General features: G+C 69.7%; 24 protein-coding genes. 9 read left to right on the top strand and 15 right to left on the bottom strand.

Features of this window, described 5'->3' with window-relative positions; genetic code table 11:
• Positions 1 to 88 precede the first annotated feature (88 nt).
• The 5 genes from ACFOY2_RS51300 (at position 89) to ACFOY2_RS51280 (ending at position 4,233) form a co-directional block, all read left to right on the top strand.
• Positions 89 to 1,030 carry an NYN domain-containing protein gene (locus ACFOY2_RS51300; RefSeq protein WP_344893383.1) on the top strand — a complete coding sequence of 314 codons (942 nt, stop codon included), beginning with the start codon at positions 89 to 91 and terminating at the stop codon, positions 1,028 to 1,030.
• A gap of 164 nt (positions 1,031 to 1,194) precedes the next feature.
• Entirely contained in the window at positions 1,195 to 2,595 is a 1,401-nt protein-coding gene (locus tag ACFOY2_RS51295) for an AlkA N-terminal domain-containing protein (protein ID WP_379535486.1), read from the top strand.
• The gene (locus ACFOY2_RS51290) at positions 2,592 to 3,092 is read left to right on the top strand and encodes a methylated-DNA--[protein]-cysteine S-methyltransferase (RefSeq protein WP_379535485.1); all 501 of its coding nucleotides are present in this window, start codon (positions 2,592 to 2,594) and stop codon (positions 3,090 to 3,092) included. The genes ACFOY2_RS51295 and ACFOY2_RS51290 overlap by 4 nt, the downstream gene beginning before the upstream one ends.
• Positions 3,093 to 3,135: 43 nt before the next feature.
• The gene (locus ACFOY2_RS51285; protein ID WP_379535484.1) at positions 3,136 to 3,990 is read left to right on the top strand and encodes a hypothetical protein; all 855 of its coding nucleotides are present in this window, start codon (positions 3,136 to 3,138) and stop codon (positions 3,988 to 3,990) included.
• Positions 3,991 to 4,065: 75 nt separating this feature from the next.
• Positions 4,066 to 4,233, top strand: coding sequence for a hypothetical protein (locus tag ACFOY2_RS51280; RefSeq protein ID WP_379535483.1), 168 nt, complete (start codon positions 4,066 to 4,068; stop codon positions 4,231 to 4,233).
• Between the two features lie 51 nt (positions 4,234 to 4,284).
• Here the strand turns inward: ACFOY2_RS51280 and ACFOY2_RS51275 are convergent, their stop codons facing one another.
• Positions 4,285 to 5,442: an MFS transporter gene (locus ACFOY2_RS51275; RefSeq protein ID WP_379535482.1), complete on the bottom strand. Its 1,158-nt coding sequence runs from the start codon at positions 5,440 to 5,442 to the stop codon at positions 4,285 to 4,287.
• A gap of 90 nt (positions 5,443 to 5,532) precedes the next feature.
• Here ACFOY2_RS51275 and ACFOY2_RS51270 point away from each other — a divergent pair, with 90 nt between their 5' ends.
• A complete protein-coding gene (locus tag ACFOY2_RS51270; RefSeq protein ID WP_379535481.1) occupies positions 5,533 to 5,964 on the top strand; it encodes a MarR family winged helix-turn-helix transcriptional regulator in 432 nt (143 codons plus the stop codon).
• Here the strand turns inward: ACFOY2_RS51270 and ACFOY2_RS51265 are convergent.
• The 12 genes from ACFOY2_RS51265 to ACFOY2_RS51210 form a co-directional block, all read right to left on the bottom strand.
• On the bottom strand, positions 5,961 to 6,878 hold the full coding sequence (locus ACFOY2_RS51265) for a hypothetical protein (RefSeq protein WP_379535480.1): 918 nt from the start codon (positions 6,876 to 6,878) through the stop codon (positions 5,961 to 5,963). The genes ACFOY2_RS51270 and ACFOY2_RS51265 overlap by 4 nt on opposite strands.
• On the bottom strand, positions 6,875 to 7,471 hold the full coding sequence (locus tag ACFOY2_RS51260; protein WP_379535479.1) for a hypothetical protein: 597 nt from the start codon (positions 7,469 to 7,471) through the stop codon (positions 6,875 to 6,877). Before ACFOY2_RS51260 ends, ACFOY2_RS51265 begins: the two co-directional genes overlap by 4 nt.
• Complete coding sequence (locus ACFOY2_RS51255) at positions 7,468 to 10,173, bottom strand: BTAD domain-containing putative transcriptional regulator (protein WP_379535478.1); 2,706 nt, start codon at positions 10,171 to 10,173, stop codon at positions 7,468 to 7,470. The genes ACFOY2_RS51260 and ACFOY2_RS51255 overlap by 4 nt, the downstream gene beginning before the upstream one ends.
• A gap of 17 nt (positions 10,174 to 10,190) precedes the next feature.
• A complete protein-coding gene (locus ACFOY2_RS51250; RefSeq protein ID WP_379535477.1) occupies positions 10,191 to 10,619 on the bottom strand; it encodes a pilus assembly protein TadG-related protein in 429 nt (142 codons plus the stop codon).
• Positions 10,616 to 11,011, bottom strand: a complete 396-nt coding sequence (locus tag ACFOY2_RS51245) for a TadE/TadG family type IV pilus assembly protein (RefSeq protein WP_357812218.1) — start codon at positions 11,009 to 11,011, stop codon at positions 10,616 to 10,618. Before ACFOY2_RS51245 ends, ACFOY2_RS51250 begins: the two co-directional genes overlap by 4 nt.
• Positions 11,008 to 11,487 carry a TadE family protein gene (locus ACFOY2_RS51240; protein ID WP_379535476.1) on the bottom strand — a complete coding sequence of 160 codons (480 nt, stop codon included), beginning with the start codon at positions 11,485 to 11,487 and terminating at the stop codon, positions 11,008 to 11,010. Before ACFOY2_RS51240 ends, ACFOY2_RS51245 begins: the two co-directional genes overlap by 4 nt.
• Positions 11,471 to 11,704: a hypothetical protein gene (locus ACFOY2_RS51235; protein WP_379535475.1), complete on the bottom strand. Its 234-nt coding sequence runs from the start codon at positions 11,702 to 11,704 to the stop codon at positions 11,471 to 11,473. Before ACFOY2_RS51235 ends, ACFOY2_RS51240 begins: the two co-directional genes overlap by 17 nt.
• Complete coding sequence (locus ACFOY2_RS51230) at positions 11,701 to 12,624, bottom strand: type II secretion system F family protein (protein WP_379535474.1); 924 nt, start codon at positions 12,622 to 12,624, stop codon at positions 11,701 to 11,703. Before ACFOY2_RS51230 ends, ACFOY2_RS51235 begins: the two co-directional genes overlap by 4 nt.
• Positions 12,625 to 12,842: 218 nt before the next feature.
• Positions 12,843 to 13,691 (bottom strand): type II secretion system F family protein, encoded by an 849-nt coding sequence (locus tag ACFOY2_RS51225; protein ID WP_379535473.1) that lies wholly within the window; start codon positions 13,689 to 13,691, stop codon positions 12,843 to 12,845.
• Between the two features lie 3 nt (positions 13,692 to 13,694).
• A complete protein-coding gene (locus ACFOY2_RS51220) occupies positions 13,695 to 14,990 on the bottom strand; it encodes a CpaF family protein (RefSeq protein ID WP_379535472.1) in 1,296 nt (431 codons plus the stop codon).
• Positions 14,987 to 15,703, bottom strand: coding sequence for a hypothetical protein (locus ACFOY2_RS51215; protein WP_379535471.1), 717 nt, complete (start codon positions 15,701 to 15,703; stop codon positions 14,987 to 14,989). Before ACFOY2_RS51215 ends, ACFOY2_RS51220 begins: the two co-directional genes overlap by 4 nt.
• Position 15,704: 1 nt before the next feature.
• Positions 15,705 to 16,382, bottom strand: a complete 678-nt coding sequence (locus ACFOY2_RS51210; protein WP_379535470.1) for a hypothetical protein — start codon at positions 16,380 to 16,382, stop codon at positions 15,705 to 15,707.
• A 750-nt stretch (positions 16,383 to 17,132) separates the two neighbouring features.
• Here ACFOY2_RS51210 and ACFOY2_RS51205 point away from each other — a divergent pair.
• Positions 17,133 to 22,553 (top strand): FtsK/SpoIIIE domain-containing protein, encoded by a 5,421-nt coding sequence (locus tag ACFOY2_RS51205; protein ID WP_379535469.1) that lies wholly within the window; start codon positions 17,133 to 17,135, stop codon positions 22,551 to 22,553.
• Between the two features lie 215 nt (positions 22,554 to 22,768).
• Positions 22,769 to 24,184 carry a type VII secretion protein EccB gene (gene eccB / locus ACFOY2_RS51200; protein ID WP_379535468.1) on the top strand — a complete coding sequence of 472 codons (1,416 nt, stop codon included), beginning with the start codon at positions 22,769 to 22,771 and terminating at the stop codon, positions 24,182 to 24,184.
• Between the two features lie 11 nt (positions 24,185 to 24,195).
• Here the strand turns inward: eccB and ACFOY2_RS51195 are convergent, their stop codons facing one another.
• Positions 24,196 to 25,092, bottom strand: coding sequence for a hypothetical protein (locus ACFOY2_RS51195; protein ID WP_379535467.1), 897 nt, complete (start codon positions 25,090 to 25,092; stop codon positions 24,196 to 24,198).
• Positions 25,093 to 25,102: 10 nt separating this feature from the next.
• Positions 25,103 to 26,143, bottom strand: coding sequence for a hypothetical protein (locus ACFOY2_RS51190; protein WP_379535466.1), 1,041 nt, complete (start codon positions 26,141 to 26,143; stop codon positions 25,103 to 25,105).
• A gap of 264 nt (positions 26,144 to 26,407) precedes the next feature.
• Here ACFOY2_RS51190 and ACFOY2_RS51185 point away from each other — a divergent pair, with 264 nt between their 5' ends.
• Positions 26,408 to 26,746: a WXG100 family type VII secretion target gene (locus ACFOY2_RS51185; protein WP_379535465.1), complete on the top strand. Its 339-nt coding sequence runs from the start codon at positions 26,408 to 26,410 to the stop codon at positions 26,744 to 26,746.
• Positions 26,747 to 26,780 lie beyond the last annotated feature (34 nt).

Here is a 26,780-nt window from a genome sequence, read left to right as displayed (position 1 = left end):
TGTCAAGTTCCCCGGGAGTTGGGACTATCTAGAGAAAGTAGGCGTATATAGTCAGCCGATCAACTAACACCGCGGCCTGGAGGACGACATGGCCATCCCAGACCTCATGCCGCATCCTGTGGCAGCCAAGTACGCCGTCCTAGTGGATGTCGGTTATCTGTACGCTGCGGCAGGCGAAGTGCTGCTCGGCGCGAAGGAGCGCAAGGAATATCGGGTGGCCGCGGATGAGCTCATCCAGAGTCTACAGAAACATGCAGAGGAACGCATTTCCGGCGAACTCCTGCGGATCTATTGGTATGACGCGGCCCGAGATCGTGTGCCCACCGTCGACCAGCGTGTCATCGCCCAGCTTCCCTGGGTCAAGGTGCGGCTTGGCAACCTGAACGCCCGTGGTCAGCAGAAGGGCGTGGACGCGCAGATCCGCAGTGACCTGGAAGCGCTCGCCCGGCATCATGCGGTCACCGACACGATCCTGCTGGCGGGCGATGAGGACATGGTTCCCGCGGTCGAGGCGGCGCAGGCGTACGGCGTGCGCATCCATCTGTGGGGGGTCGAGCCGCCGTACGGCACCAACCAGGCCGAACGCCTGGTGTGGGAGTCCGACACCGTGGAAGTGATCTCCGCTGATTTCCTGAGGCCGTTTTTCAGCCGTGCTCCCCAACCCGTGCCGGTCGCACCGCCCGCCGCCGCGCCCTCGCCCGCCCAGGTGTTCGCCGGGCGCGCACCCGTCAAACCCCACGCCAAACCCGGCCAGGTCGCCAAACTCGGGCCCAGCCGGCCGCGCGTGGAGGACGTGGGCGAGCACGTGGCCCAGAAGTGGATCCTCACCCGAGGCCGCGACAACATCCGCGACCTGCTGCCCGGGCCGATCCTGCCGACCGTCATCGACACCGAGCTGCTGATCGAGGCGGAGAAGGAACTCGGCCACTCGCTGCGGCCCTACCCGGAGGCCCGGGTCTGGCTGCGCGACGGGTTCTGGGCTCGCGTCTACCGGGAGTTCGACCTGGGAGTGGGAGTCTCGTCGAAGTAGGCGGCCCCGGCGTGGTGGACGCGGCCCGCGCTCCCGCGTCCACCACGCCGGGCAGCTGAAATACTCACGTCCGATTTCCGCTGATTTCCCCACCTCAAATCGATGGACGTCCACGTCCGATTTCCGCCGGTCGGCTCCCCCGAGGAGCGCGTACTGTCGGAGACATGTCACCACTAGAGCTCGATTTCGACTCCTGCTATCGGGCCGTCTCCGCCAGGGACGCCCGATTCGACGGGCGCTTCTACACAGCGGTGACGACGACGCGTATCTACTGCCGCCCGATCTGCCCGGCCCGCACGCCCTCGTCCCGCAACGTGCGCTTCTACCGGCACGCGGCGTCGGCGGAAGCGGCCGGGTTCCGGCCGTGCAAGCGCTGCCGTCCCGAACTCTCGCCCGGTGACCCCGGCTGGGACCTGCGCGGCGACCTCATCGGCCGGGCCCTGCGGCTGATCGACGACGGGGCGGCCGACGAGCAGGGCGTGGCGGGGCTGGCCGGCCGGCTGCACATCACCGAGCGGCACCTGCACCGGCTGTTCGCGGCCGAACTGGGCGTGGGGCCGCTGGCGGTGGCCAGGACGAAGCGGCTGCTGCTGGCCAAGCAGCTCCTGACGGAGACCGGTCTGCCGGTCACCGAGGTGGCGTTCGCGGCCGGGTTCGGGAGCGTGCGGCAGTTCAACGCGACGATGCGCGAGACATACGGCTTCACGCCGAGCGAGCTGCGCGCCACGGCAGGCGGCCTCAAAGACGCCCACGCGACGGGCCCGGCCACGCTGCGGCTCCGGCTGCACCGGCGCGAGCCGTTCGACGTGGAAGGGGTCTTCGCGTTCCTGGCCTCCCGCGCGATTCCAGGGCTGGAGGTGGCCGACCGGACCTCATACACCCGAACCGTGCCAGGTGGGACGATCACCCTCACACCACGACGAGACCACATAGCCCTGGACGTCGCGGTCGACGACACCCGGCAACTCGCCCGCGTCGTGGCCCGCTGCCGCCGCCTGCTCGACCTCGACGCCGACCCGGACGCGATCACCGCCGTCCTCGGGGAAACGTCGCTCGCGCCCCTGGTCAAGGCCCGTCCCGGGCTGCGCGTGCCGGGCGCGTTCGACGGCTTCGAGCTCGCCGTACGCGCGGTGGTCGGGCAGCAGATCTCGGTGGCGGGCGCGCGTACCCTGCTCGGCCGCATCGTCGCCAGGGCCGCCGCCCCAGAAAGCCTCTTCCCCACCCCCGGCCACCTCCTGGACACCGACCTCACCGGCCTGGGCCTGACGAACCGCAGAATCGACACCCTCAAGCACCTGGCCGCCCGCCTGGCCGAGGGCCGCATCGACCTCGACGGCGGCCAGGACCCCGCCGAGGCGGTGGCCGGGCTGCTGGAGGTTCCCGGCATCGGCCCGTGGACCGCCAGCTACATCGCCCTGCGCGCGCTGCGCGACCCCGACGCCTGGCCCACGGGCGACCTCGTGCTCAAGAAGCGCATGGCCTGCCTGGGCATCCCTGACAACCACATCGAGCGGTGGCGCCCGTGGCGGGCGTACGCCGCCCTGCATCTCTGGAGCTCATCATGATCACCGCACAGCTCGTACCGACCCCTGTGGGGCCGCTGGCCCTGCTGTCCCGCGCGGGAGTGCTGGTCGCGGGCGGCTTCACCGCCGACCCCAAGGAGATGTTCGTCCGGCTCACGCCCGCGCTGCAGGCGGAGGGCCTGGAGGTCGTGGACCCCGCCGGGCCCGCCGTGGAGGCCGTCCGCGCGTACCTGGCGGGCGACCTGGACGCCCTCGACGCCATCCCGGTCGAACAGCCCGGCACACCCACCCGCAAGCAGCTCCACAAGGCGCTGCGCGAGGTCGGGGCGGGGACGACCGTGTCCTACGGGGAACTGGCCGAACGCGCTGGGCTGCCGAAGACGGCGGCCAGGGCGGCTGGCTCGGCCTGCGCCCAGAACCTGATCGCGCCGTTCGTGCCGTGCCACCGGGTGCTGCCGCGGGGCGGGGGGTTTGGCGGGTACTACTACGGCGTACCGGTCAAAGAGTGGCTCCTTGCTCACGAAGCCGGACATAAGTAATACGCATTGTAATGACCTGACTGCGTTCGGTAATGATTTCGACATGCCAACGCATGAGCACGAGTTCCTGCTCGAGCTTGTCCAGCATCGCCCGTCTCTGGTCGCCACACTTCTGGCCGAGACGGGTGTGCCGGTTCCTGCCTACGAGAAGGCTCGTCTGGAGAGTTGCGATCTCAACGATCGCGAGCCCAAGGAATACCGCGCCGACTCTGTCGTCGCCCTAGTGGACGGCAAGGGGAAACCGCTGACAGCCGTCATCCTGGAGGTACAGCGCAGTTACGATAAGAGCAAGCACTGGCCCTGGCCCGTTTACCTGGCCACGCTCCGGGGACGGGTGAAATGCCCGACCGTACTCCTCGTCTTCTGCCCTGACACCGCAGAAGCCCACAAGTGTGCCGAAGCCATTCACATGGGGCATCCCGACTGGGTGCTCCGCCCCATTGTCCTCGGTCCGGACAATACGCCCATGATCACCGACATCCAGCGCGCCATCGCCGAGCCCGAACTCATGGCTCTTTCCTCGATCGTGCATGGTGCCGGCGACCAAGGCATAAAGATCCTCCAGGTGCTGTTCGAATCGCAGCAGCATCTAGCCAAAGAGCAGCAGAGTTATGCTGACTTCGTACTCAAATTGCTGCCCGAGTACATCACCGCCAGCTTCAAGGAGGCCGCAGTGGCAGTCCTGGATGACATCGAGGTCCCGTGGGTCCGCCGCTGGATCGACCACGGAGAAGCCAGGGGAGAAGCCAAGGCGCTCCTGAGAATCCTGGACGTACGCGGCCTTCCGATCACCGACGAAGCCCGCGCCCGCATCCAGGAGTGCAAAGACGAGGAGACCCTGTTCTCCTGGATGGACAAAGCCATCACGGCCACCAGCATCGACGAGGTGTTCGACTAAGTCGTGAGCCGCATCCCGAACCAAGCTACAATCCCCTGGGTCCACGAATGGATCGGGTACGCCAAGGGGCTGGGCATGGCTGTGGCGACGGCTAGAGCCATCCTATTCACCCTAAAAGTGCGCGGCATTCCGATTCCCGACGAAACGTACGCACGCATCTTGGAGTGCGGCAACCTGTTCATCCTGAGGCCACGCCTCGAAAAGGCGTTCACCGTGAACAGTGCCGAGGAGCTGTTCGAGTAGATCAGTAGGTAGGGCTGGCGCGCTGCGCCAAGCCAGCCCCGCCCAGTGGGATCAAGCGGGCACGAGACGCCGACGGGCCTGGGCCCCGGCGACGCCCGCCACCCCCAACCCCACCACTCCCAGCAGGGCAGCGGTCCAGGCAGGGGCCGTGTAGCCGAGGCCGGCGTCGATGGTGAGGCCGGCGGCGAAGGAGCCGATGGCGTTCCCGAGATTGAAGGCGCCGATGTTCGCGGCGGAGGCCAGTGTGGGAGCCCCGGCGGCGGTGTCCAGGACGCGGGTCTGCAGCGGCGGCACCGTGGCGAAGGCGGCCACCCCGAAGAGGGTGATGGCGACGACGAAGGCGACCTGGTTGCCCGCCACCAGCGCCACCATCACGGCCAGCAGTGTGAGCAGCGCGACCGATCCGTAGATGCTGGGCATGATCGCCCGGTCGGCGAGCCGGCCGCCTATGAGGTTGCCCGCGACCAGGCCCACCCCGAACACCGCCATCACCACCGGCACCGCCCCGGGCGAGAAGCCTCCGACCCCGGTCATGATCGGCGAGATGAACGTGATGATCGCGAAGACGGGCGCGAAGCCGAAGACGGTCATCGCCAGGGCCAGCCAGACGCCGGCGGTGCGGAACGCGGCCAACTCCCGCAGCACACCGCCCCCGGAGGGCCGGGGCTGACGGGGTACGAGGGCGAGGACGCCGGCGAAGCCCACCACGCCGATGCCCACCACGACCCAGAACGTGGCCCGCCAGCCGAACGCCTGCCCGATCCAGGTGCCGAGGGGCACGCCCAGGACGTTCGCGAGGGTCAGTCCCGTGAACATCAGGGCGATCGCGCTGGCCCGCTTCTGCGGCGCGACGAGGTCGGCGGCCACCACCGAGCCGACCCCGAAGTACGCGCCGTGTGCGAAGGCGGCCAGGAAACGGCCGACCATGAGCACCCCGTACGTGGGAGCCAGCGCCGACAGCAGGTTCCCCACGACGAACAGCACCATCAATGACAGCAGCATGGTCTTGCGCGACAACCGCCCGCCGAGCATGGTCAACGGCGGCCCGCCGACGGCGACGCCCAGGGCGTATCCGGACACGAGCAGGCCGGCGACGGGGATCGTCACGTCGAAGTCCGTGGCCAGGTCGGGCAGCAGCCCGTTGATGATGAACTCGGTGGTCCCGATGCCGAAGGCGCTGATCGCGAGGGCGAACAGGGCGAGAGGCATAGAATACTCCTCAGACGATGTTAGTAAGCGTAGGCATTATTTGCACACGCCGACTAACTCACCATACAAGCTTGCCGAGGAGGCCGTCACATGGCCATAGCCGACGACGCCGTGGAGGCGCGCGCCCAGGGCTGGCGCACCCTCGCCGCACTGCACGCCAAAATCGACGACAAGCTGGAGAAAGCCCTGCAGAAGGAGCACGGGCTCAGCGTGAGCGAGTACACCGTGCTCGACGTGCTCGGCCGCCAGGACGGCTGGCACATGCGCATGCAGCAGCTCGCCCGCGCCGTCGTGCTCAGCCAGAGCGCCACCACGCGGCTGGTCACCCGGCTGGAGAACCGCGAGCTGCTCAGGCGCTACCTGTGCGAGGACGACCGGCGCGGCATCTACTCCGAGGTCACGCCGGCCGGGCGCGAACTGCTCGACCAGGCGAGCCCGACCCATGACGCGGTGCTGAAGGAGGTGCTGGCGGAGGCGGCGGAGCAGCCCGAACTCGCCCCGCTCGCCGCCGTTCTGTCCTAAGGCCGGACGTTGCTCTGGATCTCGCCGACCGGAACGTCCCGGCTCGTGCTCACCTGCACGGGCTCGAACTGGGCCGGCACCACGTTGTCGACCACCTCGACCGGCCACACGGTGGTGACGGTCAGCACGTACTTCTCGCGCGACTGGTCGATCGACGAGCGCAGGTAACGCACGCCGCACGAGAACGTGCCGTCCTTGACGTACGGCCGGCCCGAGGCCCCGCACCCGTCCTCACGCACCTCGGCCCGATCCTTGCCGGCACCCGGATCGATCTTGATGTCCTGGAGCGTGGCCACCACGGTCGCGCTCATCACACCGGGGATCTCCGCGGTGACCGAGCGGCGCGGCTGCCCGATGCCTTCCAGCCAGACCCAGGTCGGCAGGTTCACGTAGCTCTTGGCGTCGGGGTTGAGCTTGATGGTCGGCTCGGGCACGGTCAGCGCGGCCCTGGCGATCTCGGCCAGTTCCTGAATCGTGATGCCGGACGGCGGCGTGTTGCCCGGCGGGACGAACACGAACGGGTCGAGGTCGGCCCAGCACGCGCGGCCCTTGGGGTCGGCGGCGTTGTAGGCGGGCCCCCACCAGCGCCCCTCCTGCCCGACCTTGTCCTTGAACTGCTTGAGGAACTCCTGGAACTTCTCCTCGGTCGGGTTCGGCGTGAACCTGAACCAGAGGTCCCGCACGCCCTCCTGCGTCTTCAGCATCTCGCTCGCGTCCGGGCCTGGCTCGTACCAGCAGGGCCGTTTGAGCACGTAGCCGTCACTCTTACCGCTCTTGGCGCCGTCCCCAGAGATCACGATCTTGGAGAAGGCCAGCTCGACGCCCCTGGTACGGCCGTTCGAGATGGTCTCGCCGGTCGGCGGCTCCTGAAGCAGCATCAGGCCGGCGACGGCCAGCGCGATCAGGCGGTTCATCCGGTGCACCCCTTTTGGTCGTAGAGGAACGCCCTGATCCGCCACACGCCATCGTCACCGCGATGCGCGAGCACGGCCTGGAGGTAGGGCCGGCGCACCCAGTCGGGCTGCGACGCGACGGCCTTGCCGGTACGGGCGGAGATGACGCGTACCTTCGTCTCATCCACACATGCGTTGACCTGAACGCCCTTGCCCACTTTTTCGGCGACGCGCAGGTTGTACAGCCGGGTGGTGCCTTTCACCGTCAGGTCCTCCTCGGTGAGCTTGTGCACCCAGTCGTACGCTTCGCGGACGCCGGAAAGTTCGAGATCCAGATCCTGCAGGTATCGATCGTTTCCCGACGCGAGCGCCTTCCTGGAGGCGCGGTAGAAGTCGGTGACGAGGTTGAGGAGCGGGTCGCGGTCCTGCGGCCACTCGATGACCAGCCGGTGCCGGCTGCCGGTCGTGTCCGTCTCCGGCCCGGAGGTGGGCGTCGACGGGCCGGAACTCGCGGCTGTGCTGGGCGACGGGACCTGCTGCGGCGCGTACGGCCGTTCGGCCTGCCCGCACCCGGCCACGATCACGATCGCCACCAACGCCATCACACGTCTCATGCCGTCGACTCCCTCACCACATGGATGCGCCACGTGGGCAGCAACTCCTCGATCAGCGCCTCGGTCTCCGGGGCCATGCCTTCGCCGTACGGATGCGAGGCCGACCTGCGGGTCAGTCCCTCGACGACGGCGCGCAGCCGGACGATGTCCCCGGTCGCGTGCGTGGCCCGCAGCAGGTCGCGCCAGAGGCCCTCGTCGTCGGCGGCCAGGAGCAGCGCGGCGCGTACGGCGGCCACGGCGGCGTCCGGCTGGCCCTGGGCGAGCCGGAGCTCGCAGAGCTGGTGGGCCGCGTCGGCCACGCCGGCGGCCACGTCGTACTCCAGGTCGTCTGCCGCCAGCCAGGCGTAGCGTCCGGGCTGGCGGCCGGTCAGCAGCGGGCCCCTGACCAGGCCGAGCGCCTTCTCCAGCAGGACGGCCCTGGCCGTGGGATCGTTCTGCGAGCGGCGTACGAGCTCGCGGAACAGCACCCAGTCCGTACGCACCTCGGGCCCCAGCCTGAGCCGGCCCGCCTCGTCGGTGAGCAGATGGTCGGGCCCGAGCCATTCCGCGACCCTGGCGATCGTGGCGTCCCTGACCATGGCCTGCACACCGCGCGGCCACAACACCCCGCCGAGCACCACGGGATGCACCCCTCCCGGATGCGTGGCCAGGTAGACCAGCAGCTCGGTGGCCAGCGCCATCCGGCCCTCCTCCAGCGGGCCGAGCCCCACGACCTCGACGGGGCCGAGCATCCTGATCTCGACGGCCGGCGGATGCAGCCCGGACAGCGGCTCCGTCTCGGGGATGAGCTCGCCGTCGAGCCGCTGCGCGGTGCGGAACAGGTCGATCAGGGCCTGGTAGTGGCGGCGCGGCAGGAGCTGGGCCTCCACCTCGAAGCCCAGCTCGGCGATGCTGGCCTTGCCGTCGTCGCTGATCTCCAGGGTCCAGGTGGCGTGCGGGACCTCGCCCGCCACGACGTACCCGGCGGTGTCCTTGCGGGCCAGCAGCGCCAGCCGTCTGGCCTCCTCGTGGGTGGGCGCCACCGCGGACAGCAGGTAGTGGGCCTCGCGCGGGCTGCCGGTGATGCGCCCGGTCATCACCTCCCTGCGCGGCGCCGCGATCGCCTCCAGCTCGGGCAGGACCTCGACGAAGCCGCCGACGGCCCTGATCCGGTCGGGCGCGATCGCGGTCAGCTCCTCGCCGAAGCCGACAAGTGTTATGCGCATGCCGTCGGACCAGCGGTTCGTGGCCAGCTCGACGGCGAGGGCGGCCAGCGCGGCCGTGGTCTGCGGGCCCCGCACGTTGATCAGGCCCTGGGCTGCCTCCAGGTCGATCAGCACCCGTCCGCCGGCGTCCGTGCCGATGGAGACCAGCCCCGGGTACGGCGCTCCGCCCGGCTGGTTCTCCAGCAGGCGGCCCTCGTGGGCGGGCAGCCGCCAGACCTGGCCGCCGTCCTGGGCCGTCCACGGTTCTGGCGGGTCGTTGTCCGGCGGATGGATCCACAGGTCGAGTGTGCGGGCCGACAGGTGCGCCCCGTACACGACGGGCGGCGTGCGGCCCTGGGCGGCCAGTTCGGCGCCGAGCAGCCTGAGTCCGATGTCCAGGATGCGGGCGCCGGGCGCGTCGCCGCCGAGCCGGAGTGCGACCTCGGCCTGGGCGGCATCGTCGCGCGGCCGGACGATCCTGCGTCCGAACATCCTGTGCCAGAGCTGCTCACGGCGTCGCTTGGCGAGCACGAGCAGCAGGCCGGCGGCGGCCAGCGAGGCACCGGCGAGGTAGGGGGTCAGGTCGGCGCCCTGGTTCTCCTGGATGATGGGCTGCTGCTGGTCCGGCTGGCGGTGCTTGGCCTCGGTCCGTTGTTCCTGTTTCGCCTCGGCTTGGTCGGTCTTCGAGCCTCGCTCGACGGGGCGCTCGACCTGCTTGGGCCGGTCGACGTGAGCTTTGCCGGGATGCTCCCGGAGTGTGCGTTCGCGGGACTGGTCGGCGGGGACGATGTGGACGTTCCTCGCGTCGTCCGGCATGTCGAGCACCCAGCCGGGCCTGATCAGGTCGGCCATGCGCAGGCGGGATCCGTCTGGCTGCTCCTTGGCCTGGTTGAGCCGGTAGATCTCGGGGTATCGGCGGCCGTCCCCGAGGCACTTCTCGGCGATCTCCCACAGGCTTTCGTGGTGGCGGCCGTGTGGCGGCTGCACCACGTACACCTTTTTGGTGTTGTTCGTCTCCAGCGCCTTCTCGACGATCGGCGCGGAGTACGCCACCGTCGTCACGGGCGGCGCGGCCGGCATCGGCGCCAGCTTGGCCAGCGGCACCACCATCGCCCCCGTCGTGAACAGCAGCAGCACTGCCCCGACCAGTTTGTTGGCCAGCGTCTGCATGCCGCCGGAGAGCGGCACGCGGGCGGGCATGCCGACGCGGCGGACCCCCGCGTACATCTCGACGATCACGCACACGAAGAGCTGGAACCAGGCCAGCCACACCAGCAGCCGCAGCACGGCGATGATCGTGCTCGGGCCGACGGTGTCGGTGAGCACGTCGAGGTTGAGCAGTTCGGGCGCGAGCGGCGGCCCGACGTAGGTGAGCAGCGCGTACGGCACCCCGCCCACGAGCGCCACCAGCACGGCCAGCGCCCCGAGCCCGGCGAGCACGTCGCCTGCGCTGCGCCTGGCCGGGACGCGCACCGGCACGTGGCGGCCGGGTGGACGCCCGGGCTCTCGCGTCGCCATCGCCCTCTCCCTTCGGTCTATCTCGCTTCGGGTGCGGCGGTGGCCTCGCCGTTCATTTCGGCGCCGGGGAACCCGACCGCGCTCAGGAAGAACGCCTTCCAGCGCACGGAAACGGTCACCGTGACCTGCGCCTGGCCCTGGCCGACGGAGCACGAGCCGCTGGTCACGTCGTCGCCGCCCTGGGCGGCCACGATCTCGTCGGCCCTGGCGCACACTCTGTCCTCGCCCAGCAGCCGCGCCTGGCCGGTGGTACGCAGGTGGTCGACGTCAAGCTGGTCGGCGCCCGCGCGGGCGGCCTGCTCGGCCACGTCGGCGGCGCGGAGCCTGGCGTTGATCGCGGAACCGCCGTCCACCAGCAGGCCGGCCAGCAGGAAGACGGCCACGGAGAACAGCACGGTGAACACGGACATGGATCCGCGCTCGGCTGCCCTGCCCTTGCGGCTCATTCGATCCTCCTGAACTGTTCCAGCGGCACCACCGCCGTGCCGGTCAACCGCTTGGTGCCGCCGAACCCCAGGAAGCCCAGGTCCAGCTCGCAGGTGACCTCGGCCTGGACCTGGCCGCCCTGCTCCCATTCGGAGCCGTCCAGGGACACCGCCGAGGACTGGCACTTGCCGTCGAGGGTGCCCGTGCCGATGGTCTGCGCCGCGGACTCGGCCTCGTCGAACGTCCGCTGCACCGACGCCGCCCGCGCCGCGTCCCTCGCCGCCCCGTCCACCCGTCCCTGCGACTCGACCAGCACCCCCGCGCCGGCCAGGAACAGCAGGAACAGCAGGAAGACCGGGGCCAGCATCACCGTCTCCACGGCCATGGAGCCGCGCTCGGTGTCGGTGCTCATTCGCAGTCCTCGCCGCCGTTGTCGGGGCGGAAGCATTCGACGGGCCCTCCCGCCGTGGCGGTGATCGTGAACGTGAGATCGGGCAGGAGCGGGATCACCTGCACGGCGCTGCCGGTCACCGTGACGAACCGCTCGTCCGGCTCCTTTTCGGACGTCGTCGCCTTGGCTCCGCTGAGCAGTTGAGGCCCGATGGCGCGCACGATGTCGGTGGCCTTCGTGCTGGCCAGGCCCTCCCAGTCGCCGGAGTCGAACGGTGCGGCCCTGGCCACGCGGGCTCCCTCCCTGGCGGCCGCCTCCGCGACCTGCCGGCCGTGGAACCAGAGCGCCACCTGCACGATCAGGAGCACGACGGCGAGGATCACCGGCATGAGCAGCGCCAGCTCGATCACCGTGGCACCGCGTTCGCCGTTGGACGTGGCCCCGCGGCCCTGCGTGGTGGCGCCGCGCTCGCCCCGGCTCTCAGCCGTTGTCGCCACCACCGCCGCCCCCGCCGAAGGTCTGCTCCAAATTGCCCTGCTGCTGCTCGACCAACGTCCTGATCAACGTGGCCAGACCGAGCGCGACACCGGCGATGATGGCGGTGATGATCACCCATTCGACAGCGGAGGCACCGCGGCTGGGCGCGGTGCGGGCGCGGTGCACGCGTTCGCCGAGGTAGGCGGTGAGGTAGACGATCCAGGGATGGTTCTTCACGAGACCCCCAACATCTTCATAGCGGCGGGAAAACTGAGAAAGATCACAAAACCGGCGCAGAGGAGGAGTTGGGCGACGAGCATCGACTGCGAACGTTCGCCCGCCCGGCCCTCGATCTCGGCCAGCTCGCGGCGGCGCAGCGTGGCGGCCCTGGCGGTCAGCGACGCGCGTACCTTGGCGCCGTCGTCGGCGACCAGGCCGAGCGCGGCCGACAGGTCGCGCAGCTCGTCGACGTTGATCTCCTCGCCGAGCTGGCCGAGCGCCTGCCACGGGGTGATGCCGACGATCCTGGCGCCGCTCAACGCGTCGCGGATGCGGCCCATCGCCCAGTTGGGCTGCTCGCCGCTGACCGAGACGGCCATCATCAGGGCTTCAGGGACGCCGCGGCCGCCGGCCAGATTCATGGAGACGAGGTCGAGGAACGCGCCCACGACGTGGCGGAAGTCGCGCCGCATGGCCGCCGCGTCCCTCTTGATCTGCAGGTCGGGCAGGAAGAAGAACACCATCGCCACCAGCACCGCCGCCCAGAACGGGATCGCGAGCGAGGTGGCCCAGCCCATGAGCGCCAGCCAGCCGAGCAGCAGCGGGAAGGCCAGCAGGCCGCTGGCCGCGAGCAGGACCTTGGTGGCCAGGAACGCCTCGAACGAGCGGCCCAGCAGGGCCAGGTCCGCCCTGATCGATCGTGCCTCCCAGCCGCGGGCGCCGTACAGGCGGGCCAGCCGGACGCCCAGACCGCGTCTGAACGCGCTGACCTCCTCGTCCGGCAGGACCAGTTGGATGCGGGGGCCGTCGGCGTCCTCGCGGACGGCGTCGAGGGCCAGCAGACGGGCCACCAGGCCGGGACGGGCCGGGAAGAGGGCTCTGAGCAGCACGAACAGACCCAGGCCGAGCGCGGCGCCGGCCAGCGTGCCTTCAACCATCACGGCCTCCTCTCAACGGCCCATCAGCCTTCGCCACCTGAAACGACCCGGCAGCCCCGGCCGTCATGAGCGGCCCGTCAACCCCCGCCGCTTGGAGCGACCCCGTAGCCCCGGCAGCCTTGGGCGGCCTGTCAGCCCTCGCCGCTGACAGGCCGCCGCCGGCCGTCACCGCTGAGAGGTCCTCAGCCGTCACGCCCGTTGTCGTCTTCGTCGAGTCGTCAGCCATCGGCGCTTCCCCCCATCAGCAGCCGGGTCGGCTTGTCGAACCTGGCCAGGCGCCGCATCCAGGCGAACCCCGCCCCGAACAGCCCGGCCACGACCACCAGAACGGCCTGGCCGAGGAACGAGGTGTACTCCTCGACGTAGGAAGGGTTGAACACCACGAGAATCCCGGCGAACGCCAGCGCGGTGCCCACCACGATCTGGACGCTGCGCCTGGTGGAACGGCGTTCGGCCTCGACGCGGCGGCGCATGTCGAGCTCTTCGCGGGCCGAGACCGCCAGCGCGCCCAGCACGTCGCGCAGCCCGGGCCCGCGCAGCCTGGAGTTGAGGATGAGCGCGGCCACCACCAGGTCGGCCGAGGGGTCGTCGAGTTCGTCGGCGAAGAGCGCGAGCGCCTCCGGCAGCGCCATCCTGGTGTGCAGCCGGTCGATCATGGCGCGCAGATGCGGCCTGAGGGTGGGCGCGGCGGCTCTGATGGACGAGGGGATGGCCTGTTCGAGCCCGGCCGCCCCGGCGATCGTGTCCCGCAGCGACTCGGTCCAGGCGGCGAGTCCTTCCAGGCGGCGCATGGCGGCGCGTTCCTCGGCGGCGCCGCCCGACAGTCCGCGCCAGGCGAACACGAGCAGCACCGTGCCCACCGCCATCACCGGCCAACCGGTGATCACCAGGACCATGGTGGCGGCCACGGCGGCTATCGCGGTGCGGGTGGTGAGCATTTTGACGAGGTGGCGCTTGGGCTGGGGCGGACGGGGGCGCAGGCCGTACAGGGCGACGAAGAACAGGAACAGACCGCCGCCCGCCACGGCGCCGGCCAGCATCGCGAACGGCTCGAAACTGATCACCATGGGTCACCAGCCCCCCGGGTGGTAGCCGTGGGCGGCGAGTTCTTCCAGGCAGGAGACGGGTGCGTGCGGCAGGGCCGTGCCGTCGGGGCCCGGCGCGAAGACCTCGCTCGACAGGACGCGCCCGTCGCAGCCGTTGACCTCGCGGACGCTGGAGACGTAACGGCGCAGCGTGCCACCGACGTGGTAGTCGTTGCGCTTCTCGATGAACACCACGAAGTCGATCGCTCCCGCGATGAGCATGTGGGTGGCGTCGATGGGCAGGCGTTCGCCGGCCTGGAGCGCGTAGGTGGAGATGCGGTTGAAGACCTCCATGCTGGAGTTGGCGTGGATGGTCGACAGGGAGCCGTCGTTGCCCTGGGTCATCGCGTTGAGCATGGTGACGATCTCGTCGCCGAGGACCTCGCCGACGATGACGCGGCTGGGGTTCATGCGCAGGGATCGTCTGACCAGTTCGGCCATCGAGATCTCGCCCTGGCCCTCGGAGTTGGGCAGGCGCTGCTCGAAGGCGACGACGTTGGGGTGGAGTTCGGGGAACTGGTCGAGGCCGAGTTCGAGGGCGCGTTCGACGGTGATGAGGCGTTCGCTGGGCTGGATCTCGTTGGCCAGGGCTCTGAGCAGGGTGGTCTTGCCGGCGTTCGTGGATCCGGCGATCATGATGTTCTTGCGGGCGGCGATGGCGGCCGAGAGGAACTTTCCTACGTCCGGGCTTAGCGTGCCGTTTCCAATCAGATCGGACATGAACACCTTGCCCAGGCGGGCCCGGCGGATCGAGACCGCCGGCCTGACCGTGACGTCCATGACCGCGCTCAGCCGGGAGCCGTCGGGCAGGCGCAGGTCGAGCTGTGGGTTCGCGGTGTCGAACGGTCTGCTGGACAGGCCCGAGTACGCCGCCAGGATCTGGATCAGCTCGGTCAGCTCGTCGTCGGAGTCGGCGACCGGATCGTGCATGATCTCCTGGCCGTCGGCGTAGCTCACGAAGACCCTGTCGCAGCCGTTGATGTCGATGTTCTCGACCTCGGTGTCGTCGAGCAGGGGCTGGAGGCGGCCCACGCCGAACAGCGCCGCGTGGATGCCGGCCGCGAGCGCCTCTTCCTCCTCGACCGTGGGCGGGGTGCGGCCGAGGCCGATCTCGCTGCGCGCGTGCTCCTCCAGCACCTGGGAGATCAGCGCCCTGGCGAACTGACGCTCGTCCTCCCCGGTCATCGCGGGCAGGCCGTTGGCCTGGTCGAGTCTGCGTTGATGGGCCAGGCGGTCGCCGACCTCCTGGCGGAATCGTTTGACGAGCGAATGATCGATCATCGGTGGCTCACCAGCCTTGCCGCCAGGTCGCGGGCCGTACGGATGAGAAGAGAGCGGTCCAGTCGGCCGCCCCACTGGCCGCGCAGGAGCTCGGCGCCCTTGGGGTCGTACGCGAGGCCGTAGACGAACTGGACGTTCGGGCCGACGATCCTGCGTACTTCCTCGATCGAGCCTCGGTAGTTGCGTGGGTCGGCGATCACGACGACGCCGTGGGCCTTGGTGATCTGGAGGCGTTCGCGCAGGTGGGCGACGTGGTCGAGGGTCGCCCTGGTGAGCAGCACGACCTGCTCGGCCTCGGCGGTCAGGTCGGCGATCTGCGGGTGGGCGCCGAGCCGGCCGCAGTCGGCGATGACGTCGGCGTTCGGGACGGCGGCCAGCGCCCTGCCCAGCGGGCCCCAGAGCCAGGTGAGCCCCGCGGCCTGTTCGCCGTGGGTGAGCCCGGCCAGCACGTCGAGCCCACCGATGATCTTCTGGGTGTGCTGGTGGATCTGCGCGGGTTCGAGGCCGCGCCGCGCCGTGGCGCCCAGCGTGAGCAGGCCCTTGCCCGGGTTGACCACGCCGCCGTCAGCGGCGGGCAGCCGGTAGGCCAGGTCGCCGCCCGCCGGGTCACACTCGGCCAGCAGGACGGGCCTCGGCCATACCGCCGCCAGGGCCGTCGCCGCTGTGGTGACGCCCGGCGCGCCCTTGTCGGCGGCCAGTACGATCAGCGCCACGTCAGCGTGCCCCCGGGAGTTCGGCCACAGCGATCTCTCCACTGGAGGCGAAGGCCACTATTTCCGGCGACGCCGATGAATCCACGACCACCGTAATCTGACCGGAATTATTGCCCGTTCTGGACTTGTCGCCGACCGCGGACACGAGCGCGCTGGCGGCGAGCACGCGGGTTTCTCCCTGGCTCGCCCTGGTGGGGACATATACGATCTGGACGCGGTCGCCCTGTTCTATGCCCGCTGGCATTTGCCCTGGTTTGAGGGAGAGTCCGACGGTCGCCTTCCCCTGGCCCAGTTCGGTGCTGACGCCGACTCCCATCTGGTGTGTCAGCAGGGTTCCGGGGAGGATCGTGACGGCCGCGAAGCTCTCGGACACCTTTTCCCGCTGGGACCAGGAGACGTATTGGATGTCGTTCACCGCGATCTTGACTTCCTGGAGCGCCGCCAGCGGGAACTTCTGGCCCGCGCCCACCTGCTGGGTGACCCGGATGGCGGAGACACGGTCGCCGCTGCGCAGCACGAGCAGGGTCGTGGCCAGCGCGCCGCCGAGTATGAGCAGGACGGCCAGCGCGGCCAGGGCCGGCTTGCGTTCGCGGGGTGGCACGGGGAGCTTACGCGAGGCCGGGCCGGACAACCCCGCCGCCGCTGTCCTGACGTCGGCAGGCTTTTCACTGGTCCTCATGGGTGGGGGGCTCCCAATGTGAATTGTGGAATTCACGCCATTATGTGGGCCTGAGTGGAGTGGTGGGGGCGGAATGCGAGGACCCATGCTCGTTTCGCAGGTGGCAGGATGTCAACTCGGAAAAATTGATGCCTGTTCTTTCTAACGAGTTGACGGCCAGTGATTTTTCCGGCTAGCCACCACTTGAATCACTTTGTTGATCTTTTTTCACATTTTTACCTTCAACCCCACCCACACCAGCCGCCCTCACCGCGGAGATCCAGACACGTCTCCGCCCCTAACCCCCGCATCAACCCGCCGCAATGCCACAATAACGCTCTGTAACTCTCTCTCGCCTCCGCATTCCTGTGCAGGCGATGTGTCCGCACCGCCACATCCCACTCACCAACGCATCGCCCACGCCACCACCACGCACCCTCGCGTGCACCACCCGGTCCCCGACCCCCGCCGGCACGCTCCTCGCACCGCCGCGCGATCTTCACCACGCCCCACATCGCCGTGGTCATTACGCCCCGTATCACGGCATTCATCACGCCCTGCATCCTCTGCCACCACCTCCCAGGCAGTCGGTCAGCCAGGCCGCCCAATCAGCCACCACGCCCATCCCGACCCCGAGTTATCCACAGGCGGTTGGAACTCCACCCACCCCCATCCGCAGAACCGTTCAACCATGCCTTTGCCGTCAACCAACGCGCCTACTCTCGCTGCGGGCGCTACCTTGGCGCCCGAAGTCGACCGAGGAGACGGCCCATGCGGATCATGCTCACCGTGCTCGGCGGGCAAGGCGACCGTGACGTCGTGATCGACGGCGACGACGGCGCCACGGTGGCGAAGGTGAGCGAGGCGCTCAGCGATCACGGCCCGTTGGCGAAGGTCGTCCGCCTGCCCAGATCCCGAGCCCCCTACGGCCTGTCGCCGACCGGCGGCAACGGCCCCCACGTGCCCCGCCCCCGCAAGCCGGATCGCGGGCCTGAGCTGCCCGCCGACCAGCCGTCCACGCTCTGGCGCAACGGCAGACCGCTCGATCCGCACATCGCGGCGGCCACCGTGCTGCGCGACGGCGACAGGGTCACGCTCGACGCACAGCTCGCCCGTGCCACCATCATCGAGGAACCGGCCGGGGTGGCCGAGGTAAGAGTGGTGGGCGGCCCGGCCGCCGGGGCGGTGCACCGGTTGGGGCTCGGCGTGCACGTCATCGGCTCCGATCCGACGTGCGCGATGACGGCCGCCGATCCCGCGCTCGCGCCGGAGGCCGTCACCGTACGCGTGACGCCGGAGAAGATCACCGTCGATCGCGCGTGGCGACAACACCCCGGCGAGGCCCCCAAACTCAAGCTCAAAGGACGCTGGGCCGAGGAGGTCGCCGAGCTGACGGCGCGGGTCGCGGAGCGGGAGGTGGCCGAGTTCCTGGCCGACTACGGAGAGAACCCGGAGCTGGACGGCCGGCCGCTCACCGAGCCGGTCGAGTGGCCCGACCAGGCGGTGCTGACCTGCGGCTCCTCGGTGTTCGTGCTGACGGCGATCGAGCCGAAGGACGCGCACCTGGCGCCGAGGAGCGAGGGCGGCGTGGCCTACAACCGTCCGCCGCGGCTGCGCCGTCCCGAGCCTGAGCGCACGTTCGTCCGGCCGAAGGAGCCGAGCAGGAACGAGGGCATGCGTCTCCAGTTGCTCGCCGCGTTCCTGCCCGCCGTGCTGGGCCTGACGCTGGCGATAGCCCTGCGCCAGTGGTACTACCTGCTCGTCGCCCTGATGACCCCCGTGATCATGATCGGCCAGTGGTGGAGCGACCGCCGGCACGGCAAGAAACAGCACAAAATTGCGATCAAGGAGTACAAGGAGCAGCTCCAGGCGTACGACGAGGCGGTCGAACGGGCCAGGGTGGCCGACGAGGCGGCGCGCAGGTCCGACGCGCCGGATCCCGCCCAGGTGCTGCTCACGGCCACCGGGCCACGCAGACGTCTGTGGGAGCGCAGGATCCACGACACCGACGCGCTCAGGCTCAGGGTCGGGCTCGCCGACCTGCCCGCCGACCTGGCGCTGTCGGAGGAGCAGGGCGGGCCGCTAGAGCCGCCGATCTGCCGTTCCGTGCCGGTGGCGCTGCCCATGCGCCGGCTGGGGGTGGCGGGCGTCACGGGTCCGCGTACGGCCGCGACCAGCCTCGCGAGCTGGCTGATCGCCCAGGCCGCGACCCTGCACAGCCCTCGCGACCTGGCCATCGTGGTGGTGTCGGCGCACCCCGACGCCGAGCGCCGCTGGGGCTGGATGCGCTGGCTGCCGCACTGTACGCCGCGCGCCGGCGAGGAGTGCGTGGCGCTGATCGGCACCGACCCCGAGTCGGCCGCCCGCCGCGTCTCGGAACTCGCCGCCCTCATCGACGAACGCCAGAACACCAAGATCCCCGAGCTGGGCAAGGTCCCCAGCGGCTGGGACGATCTCGGGGGTCCCGAGAAGCCCTCGTTCTCCTCCTATGACGTACGCCCGTACGACGTCCTGGTGATCCTCGACGGCGCCCAGGTCCTGCGCGGCCTGCCCAACATGCCGCAGGTGCTGCGGCAGGGCCCGCGTTCCGGCGTGTTCACCCTGGCCATCGACGACGACCAGCGTCTGCTGCCCGAAGAGTGCCAGACCGTGGCCGCGTGCGGCACCGACGGGCTCGTGCGCCTGCGCGGCGGCGGCCTCGACGTCATCGGCCCGGTGCTGGCCGACCTCGTCTCGGCCACCTGGTGCGACCGTCTGGCCAGGGCCCTGTCCCCGATCCGCGACGTGAGCAGGGACGATCCGTCGGGCAACCTGCCGGGCGCGGTCCGCCTCCTCGACCTCATGGGCCTGACCGCCCCCTCGGGTCAGGAGCTGGCCGCGCAGTGGCGGGTCAGGGGCTCCACCCGCGCGCTGATCGGCATCGGCCCGGACGGCCCGTTCACGGTCGACCTGAAGCTCGACGGCCCCCACGGCCTCATCGCGGGCACGACGGGCGCGGGCAAGTCCGAGCTGCTGCAGACGCTGATCTGCTCCCTGGCGGTGGCCAACCGGCCCGACCAGCTCACCTTCGTGCTGATCGACTACAAGGGCGGGGCGGCGTTCAAGGAGTGTGTACGCCTGCCGCACACCGTCGGCATGGTCAGCGACCTCGACGGCCACCTGACGCAGCGCGCCCTCGACTCCCTGGCGGCCGAGATCCGCCGCCGCGAACGCCTGCTGCTGTCCGCCGGGGCCAAGGACATCGACGACTACACGGGCACGGACATGCCCCGGCTGGTGTTGATCATCGACGAGTTCGCGGCCCTGGTGGCTGAGTTGCCCGACTTCGTCACGGGCCTGGTGGACATCGCCCGCCGGGGCCGCTCGCTCGGCATCCACCTCATCCTGGCCACCCAGCGCCCTGCCGGGGTGGTCACGGCCGACATCCAGGCCAACACCTCGCTCCGGATCGCCCTGCGGGTGACCGAACCCGCCGAATCGAGCGACGTCATCGACACCCCCGACGCCGCCCACATCTCCACGTCGACGCCGGGTCGCTGCTACGTCCGTTCGGGAGTCGGGGCGGCCACCGCCGTACAGACCGCCAGGGTCGGAGGCCGCGCTCCTGCGCTCTCCCAAGACTCGCTCAGCGAATCGGGCGGCAACGTCCGCGTGGTCGCCGTCGACTGGCGTTCGCTGGGCAAGCCCCTGCCGCCGCCACCCGCGCCGCAGGAGGAGACGACGACCACGGACCTCACCCTCGTGGCCGACGCCCTCATCGAAGCCACCCACCTGGCCGGTGTCCCCCGGCAGCCCAGCCCGTGGCTGGACCCGCTCCCCACCCACTTCGTGCTGGACCTCACCCCCTCCCAAACGAGCACCCCGCCGGCACCGAACACCACCTCATCGGCGAACGACACCTCTTTCCCCGCCTCAGCGCAGAACTCTTCTCTCGGCCTGCCGGGGTCCCCCGCCCATGACCCACTCCAGGTGGTGTCCGGGAAAGGCTCCGGCCAGCCCTCCCTGAGACACCGTCCCCATGGCTCGGAAGACTCCTTTGCGGGAGGGCACCCCAGCCACCCAGCCGACGCCCAGGGAGCCCTCTCCCCGAGCGACCGCCTGCCGCATCCCACCACCCACCGTCCTTCGGACAACGCGGGATTCACGGTGGTGAGGCACCCCGCCGATGCCTCGGGACCCCTTCCTGCACGCAACCCGAACCCGGAGCAGTCCTATCCAGCGGTCCCAGGACATCCGCATGCGACATCCACGCCCGAGGGGCACCTTGCGGCATCAAGCACGGACAGCCACGAACCACCACCAACGGGCACAGGAGACTGGCAACAACCATCAAGCCTGACAACCGGCCACCAACCAGGCGGCCTGCGTCCTGGACAGCCACCATCCGGCGGAGACGGACAGCCGCCAGTCAGCCGGGCGCCCTGGGGAGAGCCGAACGGGTTCGTTGAGGTGGCGCCGGTGGCCTTCGGCATCACGGACCGGCCCTGGGCGCAGGACCGTCGCCCCCTGGCGCTCGACCTGGCCCACGGCGGCCACCTGCTCATCGCAGGCTCAGCGCGCAGCGGCAGATCCACGGCGCTGCGCACGATCGCAGGCTCGATCGCCGCGCACGCCTCCCCCGAAGACGTCCACGTCCACGCGGTGGACTGCGGCTCGGGAGCGCTCCTGCCACTGGTCGCGATGCCGCACTGCGGCGCCGTGGTGACCCGTGATCAGCTCGACCGGGTGGAACGCCTGCTGACCCGCCTCCGGGCCGAGGTGGGCCGCCGCCAGCAACTGCTGGCCGAGGCCGGACACGCCTCGCTCGCCGAATACCGCCAGGCCGGCCACCGCCTCCCCTGGCTGGTGTTCATGCTCGACCGCTGGGAAGGCTTCGTCGCCGCGTTCGAGAGCTACGACTACGGCCGCCTGATCGAGGCGCTCCTCCAGCTTCTGCGCGAGGGCCCGGCCGTGGGGTTCAGAGCAGTCGTCACCAGCGACCGTTCCGGCCTGCTCGGCCAGGTGTCGACAGTCTTCGAAGACCGCCTGCTCCTGCGCCTCGCGGACTCCTCCGACTACGGCCTGGCCGGCTTCCCGCTCAAGGGCCTGCCGGCGTCGATGCCGCCCGGCCGCGCCCTCTCGATCGGCGAGCACGGCATCGTGGAACACCACATCGCCCTCCTCACCTCCGACCCGGCAGGCCCAGCACAGGTCGCCGCCCTCCAGTCACTGGCCCGCGCGGCCGCCTCAGAGGAGACACCAGCTCGTACCACCTCCTCGGAGAACGCATCGGCCCGCACCACCACCTCGGATGGGACACCGGCCCACACCGCCACCTCAGGGAACGCACCAGCCCGCACCACCACCTCGCAAGACACGCCAGCCCGCACCACCACCTCGGAGGACACGCCGGCGGGTCGGCGAGGCTCCAGCCCGGCGCACGCACGCTCAACCACCGGCGGCAGAGGCACGCCGACCGGGGCCGGCACGAATGCCACGCACGGCTGGCACTGGGAGGGAACGCCGCCGTTGCGCGTGGACGCCCTCCCGATGCGCATCACCGCCTCCCAAACGATGGCCTTGGCCCCCGGTTTCACTCCTCCTTCCCCGCTGTGGGCGCTCATCGGCGCAGGCGGCGACGCGCTCGCCCCGCTGGGCCTCGACCTTCTGGCCCAGGGGCCGGGCGCCGTACTCGCGGGCCCGTCCCGCTCCGGCCGCTCATCAGCACTGCTGACGGCCGCCCGTTCCCTCATCGACCAGGGCACACCGGTCATCGCCATAGCCCCCAGACGCAGCCCGCTCCGCGACCTGACCAAAGCACTGGCCGTCCTGGACGGCAACGCCACCAACCTGCAGGAACTCGTCGCCGACCTGCAGCACTACATGGTGCTGGTGGACGACGCGGAACTGATCAACCCGGACTCTCCGCTGGGGACGGCCCTGGAGGAGGTGCTCCGCTCGGGCCGGGACGGCGACCACGGGCTGCTGATCGCCGGCACCACGGGAGACCTGGCCGTGGCCTACCGAGGGTTCGTCGCCGAGACACGCAAGTCCCGAACGGGCCTGCTACTCGCCGTACAGGGCCAGACCGATGGAGACATCTTCAACGTCCGGCTCCCACGAGGCACAGTCGGAGGCCCACCAGGCCGAGGCTTCCTGGTGACCACGGGAAACATCACCCCCATCCAGGTCGCCCTCCCGGCCAACGGCTGAGATCGTGTTCATGTCTCAGGTGGGGACGGGTTCCCAGGCCGACCCGACTCCGCTCGGGTGGGGGCGGGTTCGCAGGTCGACCCGACTCCGCTCGGCTCGGCGGCGCACGACATCCTGTTGGAGCGTCCGAGCATTGCGGCTAAATGCCACTCTTGGGACCTCTGGGGCTTGGGGGCGTTTATGCTGATGCGCGGGTTTTGACTCGGGGAGGGGTTGTGCAGACCAAGAAGGACCTCTATCAAGCCCACCGCCTGATGCAGCAGCGGCTCGGCATGGCACTACTGCAGGCGGAGCCCGACGTGCCCGAGTCGCCGATGCGGCGGCAGAACGTGGCCACGTTCGGCGGGATCCTGATCGGGGTCCTGGTCGTGGCGGTGTTCGGGATCTGGGGGCTGGTCAGGCCCGGCAACGCCACCAAGCTGACCGACCCTGGGCAGTTGCTGGTCGAGGAGGAGAGCGGGGCCAAGTTCATCTACAGCGAGCAGCAGCGCAGGCTGCTGCCCGTGGCGAACTACACCTCCGCGCGCCTGGCGCTCGACGCCGGGGAGATCAAGACCAGGAACGTGACCGCCGCCTCCCTGGCCGACTACCCCCGTGGGCCGCTCATCGGCATCTCAGGGGCGCCCGACTCACTGCCCGTCAAGGAGAAGCTGGTCAAGGCCCCATGGTCGGTCTGCATCGTGGAGGGGCCCGACAACGTGGGCGGGCGCAAGCCGTACACGACCCTGGTCGGGGGCACGGACGTCGGCGGGAGGCCCGTGGGCGGCGACGCGATGGTGGTCTCCGACGGACAGGCGAGCTGGGTGATCTGGAACGATCGCCGCATGCGGACCAACGAGCACGGCGTGCGGGCGCTCAACGCACAGCCCAGAAAGGTCCCCGCGGCCTGGCTGAACGCGCTGCCGGTCGGCCACGAGTTCAAGGCCCCGTGGGTGGCCGACCGGGGCAAGAAGGTGAAGGCCAAGGGCAAGGTCACGGCGGTGATCGGGCAGGTCTTCACGGTGTCCGCCATGCCGGGAACGCCCGCGCGCTGGTACGTGCTGCTCAACGACGGCCTCGCGCCGATCTCCGCCGTCCAGGCCAGGCTGCTGCTGGAGGATCCCAACAGCAAGAAGGCGTACGGGAACCAGCCGGTGCAGGCCAAGCCGATCGACGCCGCGTCGGCCAACGCCGCGCCCTCACGCCAGAACGTCATGGACACCACCCTGCCGTCGGCCATGCCCAAGGTGATCAGCGTGCCCGGCTCGACTCCGCTCTGCTCGGTGTACCCGAACACGGCGACGGGCTCGGTGGTGACGAAGGTGACGGTCGGCAGCAAGATAGCGATCCCGACGCCGTCGAACTCGGCCATCCAGGGCCGCTTCGACCAGGTGCTGCTGCCGCCGGGAAGCGCCGTCGTGGCCGGGCTGCTGCCCGGTGAGGGGCAACTCGCCGCGGCGCCCGCTTCGCTGTCGCTGATCAGCGACCAGGGGGTGCGATTCCCTGTGCCGTCGGCGGACGTGCTCGGCAAGTTCGGGTACGACGCCGCGGACGTCGCACCCGTGCCGGCCGCCATCATGCAGGCGATCCCACAGGGACCGGCGCTGGACCCCAAGGCCGCCCTGGCACCGCTGGCCGTCGGAGGCCGCTAGGCCCCCTCAGGTCAGAAGCCGAACTCGGGCCCCATGTCGAACTGGCCAGGGTTGAACTGGGACTGCGGGGAGTCGACGATGTTCGCGGTTGTCGGGTCCCACATGGCGCTGGCCTCCATCAGGTTCGGCGTGCTCGCCGACACCGCCTGCAGACCCGGCAGGTCCTTCGCGAACTGGTTGTAGAGGACTGCCGCGCCCATGAGGCTCAAGGTAGCCGTCGTCATCAACGTTCGGTGATTCGTGACCCACGTGGAGAGCTTTTCGCTCATCTGTGCGACAGCGCGCATCGCCTGTATATGAGCTGCCTGGCCGGTTAGCGGGTGGGTTTGCGACCATATGACGAACCACTGCAGCGTCACCAAAATACCCGCGATGACCAAGAAGGTGTACATCAGAACGCGACATCCGGTTGCCGTGCACTTCAGGGTGTCGCCGGTGCCGGCTCGGTTCCTGTCCAGCGCTTCCAAGTGCCCGTCGAGTTCGTTGATCTTCTCCATGAACGACGTGTACGCTCGGCCCTCCCAGTCCCCCGACTGGCCGATCTCCCTGCCCAGCCGATTCAGTTCGCTCCGCAGGTAGGCGATGTCGCTGGAGCCGTCCTGGCGGGCGGCTGGTGACGCCGCCATGGGCGGATGCCACTCCTGCTGCACCGGTGGGCCGATGAAGGGTGACCCGGCATTGTTCGCCGTCGGCCAGGTGATGACGGAGTTGGGATTGAGCCACTGCTCGGCTCCCCGATCTTGTGCATCGGGGTCAGCGATCGCCATTAACATGAAACCGACGATCGGCCAGGCGTATGGCAGCGTCGTCGCCGCCTTGGCCGCGACCGCGACAGCGCCCAAGGCGTGCGTTCGGATGTCCGTGGCAACGCTGTAGGCGCCACTGGCGACTTCCTGGATATCTGGCATCTGTCCTGCCCTATTCCTCTTCCATTCCGAGCACCGCCGGCGCGTACTCCTCGTCCGTGCCCCAGACGCCTTCCTCTTCGGCGAGGTGCGGGCCGCGCTCGCGGTCGTTGTCCTGGTTGTTCGCACCGGCCCCGCCCATGGCGCCCGGTGGGTACATCGGTGGGACGCCGCTGTTCAGCGCGCGGGCGATGCTTCCTGGCGCCCCCGCTCCCGATCCTGCGCCGCCGCCAGGACCCATGGAGCCGTCTGGGCCGAGCGACGTCCGTGGCATGGAGGCGCGCGGATCGAAGGTCGACGTGTCCGGGGTGCGGGTCGGCGGGACGTTGGTAGTCGGCAGGTTGGGGTTCGTCCCGGCCAGGTCGGTGTCAGGAGGCTTGGGGATGTTGCTCGGGTCGGGGACCTGGGGGGTGTTCAGTTCCGGAGTCTGTGGGGGGTTCAGGTCAGGCTGCTGGATGGCGCCCGGGTCCGGGGTGTTGATGTCTTCAGGTTGGGGGGCGTTGATGTCGCCGGGGTCCGGGGTCTCGATGTCTCCAGGGTCCGGGGTGTCGATCCCGGGGGGCTTCTTCATGTCGAGGTCGCTCGGGTCGACGCCGCCCATGGGACCGAGGCCCTTGTCCTTCGGCAGGCCGCCCAGGCCGCTCGGCCCGCCGAGGTCGCCCAGTCCGCCGGGCCCACCGGGTCCTTTGAACTCTGGCATGCCGTCGTTCTTGGGAGCCTTACTGGCTTCCTCGGCCGCCTCCGTGTTGGTGGCTGCGGTGTTGAGGGCATCCTTCCACGAGTCGAGCACGTTCTTGGCCTGCCCCAGCGCGTCGGCCGCGCTGTCGCGTACCGAGCGATGCGCCACGTTGAGGCCGCCGCCGATCACGCCGAAGGCGAATTCGTGGATGTCGATGCTGCGGGTGCTGTCGCTCAGATCCGTCAGGTTCTGTCCGTAGCCGCTTACGTTCGTGCCCAGCGTCCTGACGCTGGAGTGCCGCATGCTGAAGTTGGGGTCGACGCTTCGCGGGTCCATGGCGCCGCCGACGCCGCTGGACGAGGATGAGTTGGACACGCGCCCCCCCTTGTCACGTATGGCCTCATACGCTACGCCAGTCCCACCGGTGTCGTACAGCAGACATAAGGGGCGGTCGAGACTCCCATCGACCAGAGCCCCAAACACCTGCATTTCTCCCAATACACCCACCATCCGCCACGAGGATGTGGAAAATTAACTCGATCACGTGCGACGCTAGGTACGTTTGTTCACTAATGTGACCAAACAGCCGACACAGGGTTGTCGGCTCGCGTTAGCCGACCAGCAAGGGAGGGAGACCCTGTGGGGGCACAACCGCAGTCTCAAGTAAGTGAATCCGATCTCAGGGCCGCGGTCCAGTTGATCGAGGACGCCGCCGAGCGGCTGCGCGGCATTCAGCGCAACCTCGACACCGCCGGCGTGACCCTCAAGGCCAACTGGGTCGGTCAGTCGGAGGCCGCGTTCGACGCCGTGCACAAGAAGTGGCACGAGCGGATGGACGTCGTCCTCAACAGCCTGAGGGAGTTGGCGGAGAAGGTCGGGGCGAGCAACACCAACTACGCCGCGTTCAACCAGGAGCGTTTGGAGGCGACCAACCAGATCGCCGCCCTGATCAACCAGAAGTTCGAGTCCAGGCTCTGACCAGCAGCATCTGACGAGCAGCAGAGGAGGCCGC

Origin of the sequence: Nonomuraea purpurea, from assembly GCF_042650645.1 — a bacterium.
GTDB lineage: Bacteria > Actinomycetota > Actinomycetes > Streptosporangiales > Streptosporangiaceae > Nonomuraea > Nonomuraea purpurea.
The sequence above is the reverse complement of the archived record's forward strand: the minus strand, read 5'-3'. Positions and strand labels throughout refer to the sequence as shown.